Consider the following 12,951-nt stretch of genomic DNA (forward strand, 5'->3'; position numbering starts at 1 on the left):
TATATTATCGTTTTTCTTAGTGCTGACGTCATGTAACGATGCACTAGAAATTGTCCAGGATGGAGAAATTAATGATGCAAATGTTGCTTTTCAGTCAGTAGAAGATATGCAGAAGTTTCTTAACGGAAGTGTTTACCCGGCTGTAAACCCAACTAATGAGATCTTTTTTACTTCTCTTTTCACAGACGAGGTTGGATTTGGACCTAGCAGTGTAAGTACATCAGATATTTTGACACACAGATTTGTACTTAATGCTACAACAAGCCAGCCATCAGGTATTTGGGTGAGTAATTATAACATTATCAATAAAGTAAATATCCTTTTGAAAGGTAGTGCTTTGATTAATTACAATTCGTTATCTGACGCTAATAAAGCATTATATACTGGTATATTAGTTAATGCAAGAGCTGTAAGAGCTTATGCTTACCTTACTTTGGAATCATATTTCTCCACAAATATGAAAGATCCTAATGCTTTAGGGGTAATGCTTAGTACTGAGCCTGCAGATATTTTTACTACAAAATTACCAAGAGTAAAAAACTCTGAAATTTTTGCTTTAATTGAAGCAGATTTACAGTATGCTCTTACAAACTTTAATTCAAGTGTAGTTTCTACAGGAGTTTCTGCACAACATTACTTTGATAAAAAAGCATCAATTAATGCTATTGCAGCAAGATATTATAACTACAAAGGGGATGATGTGAATGCTAAAGCTAATGCTACAGCTGCAATCACTACTAGTGGTTTAACACTATCAAGTGGTAATGGTACTGCATATACTAACATGTGGAAAGATGCAACTGCTGCTAATGGTGGTAGAGGAGAGATCCTATGGTCGTTATACAGACCAAACAGTTCTACTGGTTCTTGGTCAAATATTGCAGGATTGTGGACTACAAACTCAACTGATATTAACGGATCTGTGAATTATGATATGAGTAGAAAGTTATTCTCTCTTCTTAATCAATTGCCAGGTGGAGATATTAGATTTGATGTGTTTGTTGATCCTTCAAGCAAGTTTGATCAGCTTTATCCTAACGGACCAAACGCTAGAGAAGACGATGTTATCGTTATAGATAAGTATCCAGGTAAGCTTGCTCCTCTTGCAAGTTCTACAATGGCTTTAAGAAATGATATCAAAATGTTCAGATTATCAGAAATGTATCTGATTTTAGCTGAAGTTGCTGTACATGAAGGAGATTTAGTAACTGCTGCAACCCGTGTTAGATCAATCAGAGGAACAAGATCTAAACAGTCATTAGCTGCTACAATTACTTATACATCTCCTCAGCAAGCATATGCAGATATTCTTTTAGAAAGAAGAAGAGAGCTATGTTTTGAAGGTCACCGTTATTTAGACTTAAAAAGAATGGGGGTAGCTGCTGGCGTTGGAGTAGACAGAGATGTTTATGATGATGACAATAAGTCTATGCCTCTTACATTACCTGCTAGTGATTACAGATTTACATTACCTATTCCATTGGATGAGATTAATGCAAATCCTAATGTTCAACAAAACCCAGGTTATTAATATAATAATATAAAATCTATGAAAAAATTTGCATTCCTAATATTGGCCTCCTTCGTTTTCTTCTTCAACAGTTGTAAGGACGAAGCCCAGACTTATGATGGAGATCCATATTTACATTTCAATAAAGGAGTAAGAAGCGAAGCCGTTGTAAAAATGGGAACAGGTTCTACTACAGTTGATATTGACTTTGGAACTATTCAGACATTGTCTTCATCAGCACAAGTAAAACTTGTTGTAGATAAAACTGTTTCAACAGCTGTAGAAGGTACAGATTTCCAAATTGTAAATCCTACTGTAACAGTTGATGCAGGTAAGGCAGATGGTAAATTTCAGGTAAAACTTCTTGAAGGAGGAGCTACCGTTGCACCTAAAGTAATTGTATTTAAACTACAATCTTCATCAATTCCTAATACATCTTTTGATCAGACTTATACTTTGACGTATACTAAAGCTTGTCCGTCTTCTGCATTTATTGGAAATGGACAATTCAAAAACAATGTATCTTCATGGAAAGAAGATCCTACTGCAGTGTATACTATTCAGGATTTAGGAGTTACAGCTGGTGTTGGTACATTTAAAGTTATCGGATTTATGGATAATGGTGCTGATATGATTTTGAAGTATAACCCTGATACTTATGCTGTTACTACACCTGAGCAAAGCCTTGGTTCTAACTCTAATGGTGGTGTTAACTACATTAAAGATGCTGCTGATGGAACTAAATCATCATTCAATGCATGTACAAGAGTATTGAAACTTCGTGTTAACTTCTTTGTTAAAAATCCTACTACTGGTGCTTCACTAGGAAGTTTTGGAGATTATGATGAAGAATTTACAGGTCAATAAGTAAAATATTATACTTATATAAATTAACCCCACATTTTGTGGGGTTTTTTATGTCCTTTTATTTCTTATTTTTGCTGTACAATAATGAATAATGAAGTACATCCTTTTCATACTCTTGTCTTTAAGTTGTGTAGCCAAGGCTCAGGTCGTTAATAAAGCTGATACCAAGCCTCAATCCAAAAAAGAAGACACTTTGGTGATAGACTCCGGGAAAAAAGATTCTCTGAAAATTTTCAAACCTACTATTAATGATTACCTGTATCAGACTCAGTTTTCTGAAAAGAAAGTTTTTGATACTGTAATGACTTTTGATAAAACGTATATCTTTTCACAGCAAAATAATAAAGATAACTTCGGAAGAATACAGCCTGCCAACATCGGTTCAGGATTCAATCCTCTTGTATTTGAAGTAAATGCTGAAGAGAATCTTTCCTTATTGCCGTCCAATAAATCTTATATGATCATTGGTGCAAATGATGTGAAATATTACGATGTAAAAACACCTACCGCTACCTTTGTTTATCACAATGCAATGCGAAACGGAGCAGCTCTGAGATCTACATACACTCAGAATATCGGAAAAAGATTCAATTTTGCTCTTGAATACATGGGGCTTCGTTCTCAGGGACTTTACAGAAACTCACTGGCAGCCAATAATAATACGTTATTTTCTGGACACTATGTTTCAAAAAGCGGAAACTATGAACTTTTTGCTCATTACCTTCATCAAAATGTAAATAATCAGGAGAGTGGAGGAATTACTGAGGATAATTTGTTTATGAATGGTGATAGTAATTATAAGAATAGACAAAATGCACAGGTGAGTCTGGCGGGTTCCAGTTCACAGTTTGCTTACAGAAGATACTATCTGAGTCATCAGTTTACACCATTCAATTCAGAGAAATTTCCATTTAGCATAAGACATATTATTTCTCATCAAGGGAACAAATATTATTATAATCAGACAACTCCGGAGACGTATTGGTATAAAGTTCCAGCCGATCTGGTCAATGGTTTTCCATTGACAACAAAAAAATATTCTGAAAACTTCAGTAACACGTTAAGCTTGATTTTCAATAACGAAAAATTCAAACTGGATGCCGGTGTACGTTATCAGATCATTAAGTTTGGGGTAACAGATATTGCGTCTATTAATAATGCATTTACTTTTCCGAATGAACTTAAAGAAAGCAGAATCGGAGCCGTAGGAAATCTTCAGGTAAAACTTTGGGATAAAATTCAGCTGAATTCATTCCTGGAATTTTCAAACGGAAGCCAGTTTAAAAGCTACCTTAAAACAACCAACAATCTGAAGTTTGAGCCTATCAAAGATTATTTTGTTAATGCAAAAGTGAACTTCCAAAGTGCATACCCTTCGTTTAATTATTTAATGAATACTTCTGTATACAACAATTTTAATTATTACCTGGAAAATGCAAAGAATCAGTCTGTCATGGAAGTGGGAGGAAGTATCAATCTGAAATGGTTTAAAACCGAAATCTTTGCTAATTACTTCAGAATAGATAATTATACTTATTTTGACAGCAACATGAGCCCGAAGCAAAGTAATAATTCTGTAAATATTTCTCAGATAGGAGGTGAGGCTACATTCAGCTTCAATAAATTCCATCTGAATACAAGACTGCATTTCCAAAATACGCTGACTAATAAAGAATTGCTTCCTTTACCAGGTTTCATCGGTAGAGCCAATTTCTTCTATCAGACACAAGCATTTAAAAAAGCAGCAGAAATTCAGGCTGGTGTTAAAGTATATTACTTTTCAAAATTCGCCTCAAGAGAATATTTCCCTGTTCTTAACGAATATATTCTTCCGAGAGCAGATTCATTTTCCATTGGAGGACAGCCTATCGCCGATATCTATATTAATATGAAAGTGAAAAAAATGTTCTTTTTCATAGAAGGCCAGCAGATAGGAACTGTTATTTCCAATAACAAAGCATATGCATTTCCACATTATCCGGTATATGATTTCAGACTGAACATCGGGATTGTGTGGTATTTGTTCAACTAAAAACTGTACAGGTTGAAAACAATTAATAAAATATCATTTAACGATATAGAAAGCATTCCTCAGCTCGTAAAAGATTTTTTAAATCAGAAAATTGAGGGTTTTGAAAATAATACATTTTCTTTAGAGCATTTCAGACAGCAGATTCATCTTAAAAAAGACTCGTTTTCATCAGAAAAGAGAGAGGTTTTATCTGATGTATTTGAAGGTCAGCTTTCCAGGCTCATTCTTTCTTCAAAGCAGAGAGAAAACCTTGAGGCTCTTAAACAGTCTAATACATTTACAATTACAACAGGACATCAGCTGAATCTGTTTTCAGGACCTGTGTTCTTTGTGTATAAAATTCTTCAGACGATTAAGACATGTACCTATCTGAAAGAAAATTTTCCCGATTTTAATTTCGTTCCGGTATATTGGATGGCTTCGGAAGATCATGATTTTGCCGAGATCAATCATTTTAAGACCGAAAACAATTATTACGAAACCAATGAGAAATCCGGAGGTCCCGTAGGAAGAATTGAGATCAGTGATAACTATTTTATTTCTGAATTTGAAAAAGAATTCAAAGATTCTATTTTCGGAACAGAACTGATCTTAATGATGAAAGAAGCTTATAAAGTGGGAAATACTTTAACAGAAGCTATTAAGATTCTTGTTAATCGTCTTTTTTCAGAATTCGGGCTTTTAATTTTGGATGGAGATTCTAAAGAGCTTAAAAATCAGGTGAAGGAAACTTTCAAAGATGAACTTCTTCATTTTAGCTTACAGAAAACGTCCAAAAACAAAGTAGACCTTTTAACGGGAAAATATGGAAAAGTTCAGGTAAATCCTCGTGAAATTAACCTTTTCTACCTTTCTGAAACAAGAGACAGAATAGAATTTAACGGACAGAAATATATTATTGTAGATAAAACAATCCAATTTACAAAAGAGGAAATACTGGCTGAATTGGAAAATCATCCTGAAAGATTCAGCCCGAATGCTTTAATGCGTCCGGTGTATCAGGAAAATGTACTTCCTAATCTGGCTTATATCGGAGGAAATGCAGAAATCATGTACTGGCTGGAGTTGAAAGATTACTTCTCAAAAATTATGATTCCTTTTCCTATCCTGATTCCAAGAAATTCTATGCTTTTCCTGAAAGAGAAAACGGTAGGGAAAATTGAGAAACTGGATCTTAAAATAGAAGATTTCTTCCAGAATTTTACAGTTCTTACCAATCAGAAAATTTTAAAAGATAATCCGATTTTACAATTACTCGAAGAGAAAGAAGAGTCACTGATCAGCAATTTCTCTGCACTGAGAGCTTCGGCAGAAACTACAGAAAAATCTTTCGGAAATATGGTGAAGGCTGAAGAAGTACGACAGCTGAAATCATTTAAAAGAATGAAAAAACGTCTTCTTCATGCTGAAAAAATAAAACAGAATGAATTGCTGGAGAGACTTGAAAATCTGTTTCTAGATGTTCATCCGGCAAAAACATGGCAGGAGAGAGTATATAATTTTAGTGTATTCTTTTCAGATTATGGGTATTCGTGGCTTGAAAATTGTTTGGAAGAGATGGTGGTTCAAGATTCAAAATTAATAATTGTTGCCATTTAATTTTAAAGAAGTATTTTTGTAAATTATAATTATCGAATATGATAAAGAGGTTTTTTATTCTATCCAGTTTATGTATGGTTTTGGGAGTTTCAGCCCAGAAATCACATACCGTTGTGCAAGGCGATAACCCTTACAACATTGCAAAAAAGTATGGAATAACTGTAGATGAATTGCTGAAGCTAAACCCAAAACATAAAGATGGCAAACTGGCCATTGGAGATGTTTTAGCCATAAAATCAGAGAAAGCAGCCACCGCGGTTGCAACTAAATCAGCTCCAGTTGAAAAAGTAACTTCGAATACAAGTGCTTCTTCTTTGGGTAAAGTCGTTTTGCAGCCAAAACAGACCATCTACGGCATCACAAAACAATATAGAATTTCTGAAACCGATTTGAGAAAGCTGAATCCTGAGCTGGATTCTCACATGAAGATCGGAGATGAGATTACTTTACCTCTTGCAAGCATAAAAAAATATGGTGGAACTCAACAGGCTGTAACAGGTGAAAAACATGCTGAACCTCCTGTAGAAAAAACAATAACAACAATTACACCTACAGTTGTTACCACTGCTGTAGAAGGAGAATCTTATGTGATTCAGTCTAAAGATAATTATTATAGAATTACAAAACAGTTTGGAGTCAGTCAACAGGATCTGTATGCCTTAAATCCTGGATTGGAAGAAAAAGGACTTAAACCTGGTGAGACTATTAAAATAAAAAAATCCAATACTAACACAGCGAGTACCGCTGCGGTTGAAGAAACGGTAAATCCAAAAGCAAAAATAGATTCAGGGAACGAAAAATCAACTGTATCTTCCAATGTTGCTGCAGGTGACGATTATGTAACCTATACTGTTCAGCAAGGAGATACTGTGTTTTCTATCGTTAATAAATTTGGTGTTTCTATAGACGAGCTTATTGCTCTTAACCCGGATCTTTCTCATGGTTTGAAAACCGGAATGGTTTTAAAGATCAAAAAGCAGGATGCAGCTTATATAAAGAAAAATGGTGATGCACTTAGTGTTATATTAATGCTTCCATTTGGGTACAGTACCAACGAAACCCAGTATAGAACAATGGCGCTTGACTTTTTGACAGGAGCAAAACTTGCTATTGAAAGAAATGCCCGAGGAGGACAAAAACTGGATATTAAAGTAGTGGATTCTGGAAATGAAGCTTCGTTCAAAAACTCTTTGACGCAGATCAACCCTGATAATACTGACCTTATTATCGGTCCTTTCTTTAAATCTAATGTAATTGATGTTCTTGATTTTACCAAAAATCAGAAAATCCCGGTTGTAGCACCATTTGCCAACACACCGGAATTATATAACTACAGTAATCTTATTATCGTTGAAACAAACAATCAGACCTATGCTGATAAGATTGTAGAAGAAGTAAAAGGGGTTTATTCGGATCAGAAAATATATGTAGTGGCAGATGCGAAAAAAGAAAATGCCAATTACATCAAAGCAGGACTTGAAAAAGCCCTAAAAAATCCTAATATCATTATGGTAAACTCTCCGGCAGACATTCAGCCGGATCAGAACATGATGACAGGACAGTCTGCGCCGGTTATTGCTATTTTAGCTAATGATGATAACGCAGCAGGAGATGCTTTTGCGAACAGAATTGCTGCTATTTCTAAAGAAGTGCAGGGCGTAAGAGCGTTCAGTATGTTCTATTCTCCAATCTTTGAGAAGAGAGTAGATGAGCTTAGCCAGGCCAATCTTGTTTATCTGATGGATAGAAAGATTAATACAGATGGAAGCTTTGAAAAAGAAATTCTGGCTGCATATAAAAGCAAATACTGCAAAACTCCACCAAAATATGCTATCGTAGGTTTTGATGTTGTGAATGACATGTTAACCAGAGAAAATAAAAAAGGAGAGATCTTTAAACAGATGAATAAAGTTCAGACTCAGCTTGCTACAAAATTTGAGTTTGTAAAATCTAAAGCTAACGGTGCTTATGTAAATACCGGTTATAGAGTGATTAGGTTAGTACCTTAAATGATTTATAGCTCTTTAAAAGAATATTGTTAACATTATAGTTATATTTGCATAATATTTAATTCAATACATGAAAGCACTTGTATTTCCAGGGCAGGGTTCTCAGTTCGTAGGAATGGGAAAAGAATTGTATGATTCTAGAAAAGATATTAAAGATCTGATGGAATCTGCCAATGAAATTTTAGGTTTCGACATTCTTTCCATTATGTTCAACGGGACGGACGCGGATCTTAAAAAAACAGAGGTTACCCAGCCTTCAATATTTATACATTCAGTAGCAGCATTAAAAGCCGTAAATGGTCTTGGTGCTGAAATGGTAGCAGGACACTCTTTAGGAGAGTTTTCAGCTTTGGTTGCCAACGGAGTTTTATCCTTTGATGACGGTTTGAAATTAGTTTCTGAAAGAGCGAAGGCTATGCAGGAAGCTTGTGATGCCAATCCAAGTTCTATGGCAGCTATCTTAGGATTAGACGATGCTAAGGTTGAGGAAATTTGTGCACAGATCAGCGGAATCGTTGTTCCGGCAAACTATAACTGTCCAGGGCAATTGGTAATCTCAGGAGAAACACCTGCAGTAGAAGAAGCTTGCGCAAAACTGAAAGAAGCAGGGGCAAAAAGAGCATTGCTATTACCGGTAAACGGAGCTTTCCACTCGCCATTGATGCAGCCTGCACAGGAAAGACTGGCAGCAGCTATCGAAAAAACAAAATTCAGAAAAGCCACTATTCCTGTATACCAGAATATCACTACAACAGCGATTACAAATCCTGATGAGATCAAACAAAATCTGATCGCTCAGCTTACAGGTCCTGTAAAATGGACACAGTCTGTTCAGAATATGATTAAAGATGGTGCATCTAACTTCGTAGAAGTAGGGCCAGGAAAAACCCTTCAGGGATTGATCAAGAAAATTGACGGATCAGTAGAAGCAGCTTCTGCAATCTAACAAAAAAATATGAACGCGATATTTTCACCGGGCAAGCTTATGCTTACTTCAGAATATTTCGCAATAGATGGAGCTCTTGTCTTAGCGGTACCTACCAAGCTGGGACAAGAGTTTTTTTTTGAAGAAAAAGAAGACGGAAAATCACTTATTCTTTGGGAAGCCTATCATCAGAACACATTATGGTTGAAAGCTGTCATTGATTATAAAGACTGGCAGGTCCTGGAAACCAATATTCCATCAAGCGCTGAATTTATCACCAAAACATTAAAGAATGTTCAGCGGCTTTCTAACAGTAAATTCAAGACTGATCTTACTTACCTTTTAAAAACAAACCTTCAGTTTCCGGCAGATTATGGATTAGGGAGCAGTTCTACCCTGATGAATAATCTGGCAGAATGGGCTGAAATAGATCCTTTTCATCTTAATACAATCAGTTTGGGCGGAAGTGGATATGATATCGCGGTAGCGAAAGAAAAATCTGCAGTTCTTTTCCAAAGTAAACCTGAGATCAAATATGAGAAGGTTGATTTTAATCCTTCTTTTAAAAATGAACTGATTTTTATTCATTTAAATCAGAAGCAGGACAGCAGAGAAGGAATCAGTTTTTACAAGTCAAAAAATAAGTCTCCGGAACTGGTGCGTGAATTTTCAGATCTTACAAAAAAAATATTGTTATGTAATGAATTGGAAAAATTTTCTGAATTAATGATGATTCATGAGCATAAAATTGCCAATTTTCTTGAAATTTCCACAGTTAAGGAAAAATTTTTCTCAGATTGCCCTTCTTTTGTTAAAAGTTTAGGGGCATGGGGTGGAGATTTTGTAATGAGTGCCAAATTTGGGGGCTTTAAAGACTATTTTTGGGAGAAAGGTTTTGCAACCGTTTTTGAATGGGAAAATATAATTGATTTATAATCAAATATTTACGATCCTGTTTTTTTATTTGTCATTCTGACTTATATCAGTATATTTAAACCGTCTTTAACAAATAATTAATATTATTTTTGTTGAAGTCAATAAAGAAATAGAAAATATAAGTAAAATGAAACACACTAAAATCATCCAGGATTTAGAGAAATTAGGGATTAAAGGAAACTATGAAGTAGTGTATAATCCTTCTTATGAAGAATTATATCAGGCTGAAGTTTCTCCTGAAAATCAGGGGTTTGAGCAAGCTGAGCTTACGGGATCTGGCGCAGTATCAGTAAAAACGGGAATTTTCACAGGTCGTTCACCTAAAGACAGATATATTGTTCAGGATGATGTTACAAGAGATACAATTTTCTGGGATGGTAAAGTAAATTTGCCTACAACAGCAGAAATTTTCGGTTCTTGTAAAGAACTAGTGATGAACCAGCTTTCTGAAGCTAAGAAGATTTACGTAGTAGATGCATTTTGTGGTACAAATGCAGATACAAGACTTAAAGTAAGATTTATCGTTGAAGTAGCATGGCAGGCACATTTCGTGACAAACATGTTTATTCGTCCTTCTCACTACGAACTGGAAAACTTCGGTGAGCCGGATTTCACGGTAATCAACGGATCAAAAACTATCAACCCGAACTGGGAAGCACAAGGATTAAACTCTGAAAACTTCATCATGTTCAATCTTACGGAAAAACTACAGATCATCGGAGGTACTTGGTACGGAGGTGAAATGAAAAAAGGGATGTTTGCTATGATGAACTATTACCTTCCATTAAAAGGTATGGCTTCCATGCACTGTTCTGCAAACGTAGGTGAAAAAGGTGATGTTGCTTTATTCTTCGGTCTTTCAGGAACAGGTAAAACTACTTTATCAGCAGATCCTAAAAGATACCTTATCGGTGACGATGAGCACGGATGGGACAACAACGGAGTATTCAACTATGAAGGTGGATGCTACGCTAAAGTAATTGACTTATCAGAAGAAAAAGAACCGGATATTTTCAGAGCCATCAAAAGAGATGCACTTCTTGAAAACGTTGTTGTAAACAATGGAGTAGCAGATTATACTGACGGATCTATCACAGAAAATACAAGAGTTTCTTATCCAATCTATCATATCAACAAAATTGTACTGCCTTCTAAAGCAGGTCATGCTAAGAAGATTGTATATCTTTCTGCAGATGCATTCGGAGTACTTCCTCCGGTTTCCATTCTGAATGAAGATCAGGCTCAATATCACTTCCTTTGCGGTTATACTTCAAAATTAGCCGGAACTGAAAGAGGAATTACTGAACCTCAGCCATCTTTCTCACCGGCATTTGGTGAAGCATTCCTTACATTACACCCAACAATGTATTCTAAAACATTGATCGGTAAAATGCAGGAACATGGAGCTAAAGCATATTTAGTGAATACAGGTTGGAACGGTACTGGAAACAGAATCTCTCTGAAAGATACAAGAGCAATTATCGATGCAATCATTGATGGATCTATTGATAATGCACCTAAAACTCAGGTTCCGATTATGAATCTTGAGATCCCTACAGAATTGCCAAACGTTTCTACAGGTATTTTAGATCCTAGAGATACGTATGAAAATGCTTCAGACTGGGAAGAAAAAGCAAAAGATCTTGCTTCAAGATACATCAAAAACTTTGAGCAGTACTGTGATACTGAAGAAGGTAAGAAATTAGTGGCTTCAGGACCTCAATTGCAGGAACAAACTATCTAATAGTTACCCATCAACATACAAAAAGCCTCATCAATGATGAGGCTTTTTTATTAATATTTTTGACAGTTTTCAATCAATTCATTCTGTTCATCAAGTTTTAAGACTGTTGATTTGATGGATTCTTCAGTCAGATATTTTATGATCATAAAATGTTTTGAAGAAAAGTAAGATTCTTCGTCCAATATTTTATCTAAACACTTTGGAGTAGTGAAAGTCATCCAATATTTTGCTTTGTTGGAAAACGTAATAGTTACTTCTATGGCATCAGATTCAATATTTTTTATTGGATCATCTATGTTGATAGAAATTATCTCCGGTTCATTGCGTGCGCTAAAATAAAATTGTGAATACCATCTCAGTCTTCCTTCATCATTCTGAACCTTTACATCTTCAGTATTTATTTCTTCAATAATATAAGATTTTCTTTTCGTTAGTTGCCCGGAATATACCCCAATGCCAGTGCAGTAAATCTTGTCCTTTATCTTCATAAATTATGTTCTAATTATCCACATACATCTGTGAAAATCTGTGGGGAAATAAGCAACTGAATTATTTTAAACTCAATAAAGCCAATCTATACCCGTCCATTCCAAAACCAGATAAAACTGCATCAGTGTTAGCTGCTGTTACTGATTTCTGTCTGAATTCTTCCCTTTTGTAAATATTGCTGATGTGTACTTCTACTTTTGGCTTGCGGATATTTTTCAAACAATCAGCAATAGCATAAGAATAATGGGTAAAAGCTCCCGGATTAATCACTACTGCTTCAAAATCATCCTCTTGAAGTCTGTTGATAAGCTCCCCTTCAATATTAGACTGATAATATTTTAATTCGTGAGCCTGAAACTCAGATTGTAAATTTTCCAAATAGCTTTCCATAGAAACAGTTCCATAGATTTCCGGTTCTCTGGTGCCTAGCAGGTTAAGGTTAGGGCCGTTGATGATCAAAACTTTCATAGTATAAAATTAAAAACTTTTTTTAATTAATGATCAATAATTTCTGCACAGATTAATCTCTGTGTAATTAAATTATTGATAATGATATTTGTCATGTGTGAGAAAATGATAAGGTGTGTAACTCTTTATTTTAATGGGTTTTATTAAAAAATTACGTTAATTTTTGAAAATTTATCATGAAAAATAAATAAGTCTACTTGTTTTGTAGACTAAAAGTTTTTAGCTTTGCAACCATATTTCGATCGGCTTATAAAGAAAGACGGAGGGAACTGACCCTGTGAAGTCTTAACAACCTACCCATGGGGCAAGGTGTTACATTCAGCCTTTTAGGGAAAAATAAGCATTTGGTTTATCGTATTTATCGATGCCCTT

At 35.1% G+C, this 12,951-nt stretch carries 10 protein-coding genes and 1 riboswitch; of the genes, 8 read left to right on the forward strand and 2 right to left on the reverse strand.

Annotated elements, in window-relative coordinates; all coding sequences use genetic code 11:
- Window positions 1-19 precede the first annotated feature (19 nt).
- From LKL37_RS16940 to pckA, 8 genes are all read left to right on the forward strand, one after another.
- Window positions 20-1,531 (forward strand): RagB/SusD family nutrient uptake outer membrane protein, encoded by a 1,512-nt coding sequence (locus tag LKL37_RS16940; RefSeq protein ID WP_431611673.1) that lies wholly within the window; start codon window positions 20-22, stop codon window positions 1,529-1,531.
- An 18-nt stretch (window positions 1,532-1,549) separates the two neighbouring features.
- The gene (locus LKL37_RS16945; RefSeq protein WP_431611674.1) at window positions 1,550-2,377 is read left to right on the forward strand and encodes a hypothetical protein; all 828 of its coding nucleotides are present in this window, start codon (window positions 1,550-1,552) and stop codon (window positions 2,375-2,377) included.
- 91 nt (window positions 2,378-2,468) lie between these two features.
- Entirely contained in the window at window positions 2,469-4,409 is a 1,941-nt protein-coding gene (locus LKL37_RS16950) for a putative porin (RefSeq protein ID WP_431611675.1), read from the forward strand.
- A 12-nt stretch (window positions 4,410-4,421) separates the two neighbouring features.
- Window positions 4,422-6,008, forward strand: a complete 1,587-nt coding sequence (bshC, locus tag LKL37_RS16955; protein ID WP_431611676.1) for a bacillithiol biosynthesis cysteine-adding enzyme BshC — start codon at window positions 4,422-4,424, stop codon at window positions 6,006-6,008.
- A 38-nt stretch (window positions 6,009-6,046) separates the two neighbouring features.
- The gene (locus LKL37_RS16960; protein ID WP_431611677.1) at window positions 6,047-8,017 is read left to right on the forward strand and encodes a LysM peptidoglycan-binding domain-containing protein; all 1,971 of its coding nucleotides are present in this window, start codon (window positions 6,047-6,049) and stop codon (window positions 8,015-8,017) included.
- A gap of 70 nt (window positions 8,018-8,087) precedes the next feature.
- Window positions 8,088-8,963 carry an ACP S-malonyltransferase gene (gene fabD, locus LKL37_RS16965; RefSeq protein WP_431611678.1) on the forward strand — a complete coding sequence of 292 codons (876 nt, stop codon included), beginning with the start codon at window positions 8,088-8,090 and terminating at the stop codon, window positions 8,961-8,963.
- Window positions 8,964-8,972: 9 nt separating this feature from the next.
- A complete protein-coding gene (locus LKL37_RS16970) occupies window positions 8,973-9,878 on the forward strand; it encodes a GYDIA family GHMP kinase (protein WP_431611679.1) in 906 nt (301 codons plus the stop codon).
- A gap of 127 nt (window positions 9,879-10,005) precedes the next feature.
- Window positions 10,006-11,622, forward strand: a complete 1,617-nt coding sequence (pckA, locus tag LKL37_RS16975) for a phosphoenolpyruvate carboxykinase (ATP) (RefSeq protein ID WP_431611680.1) — start codon at window positions 10,006-10,008, stop codon at window positions 11,620-11,622.
- A 50-nt stretch (window positions 11,623-11,672) separates the two neighbouring features.
- Here pckA and LKL37_RS16980 read toward each other — a convergent pair whose 3' ends face one another.
- Entirely contained in the window at window positions 11,673-12,110 is a 438-nt protein-coding gene (locus LKL37_RS16980) for a hypothetical protein (protein ID WP_431611681.1), read from the reverse strand.
- Between the two features lie 61 nt (window positions 12,111-12,171).
- Window positions 12,172-12,579 (reverse strand): type II 3-dehydroquinate dehydratase, encoded by a 408-nt coding sequence (locus tag LKL37_RS16985; protein WP_431611682.1) that lies wholly within the window; start codon window positions 12,577-12,579, stop codon window positions 12,172-12,174.
- A 244-nt stretch (window positions 12,580-12,823) separates the two neighbouring features.
- Window positions 12,824-12,922: riboswitch (SAM riboswitch) on the forward strand.
- Window positions 12,923-12,951: the final 29 nt, after the last annotated feature.

It is taken from the genome of Chryseobacterium sp. 'Rf worker isolate 10' (genome assembly GCF_050753305.1).
GTDB lineage: Bacteria > Bacteroidota > Bacteroidia > Flavobacteriales > Weeksellaceae > Chryseobacterium.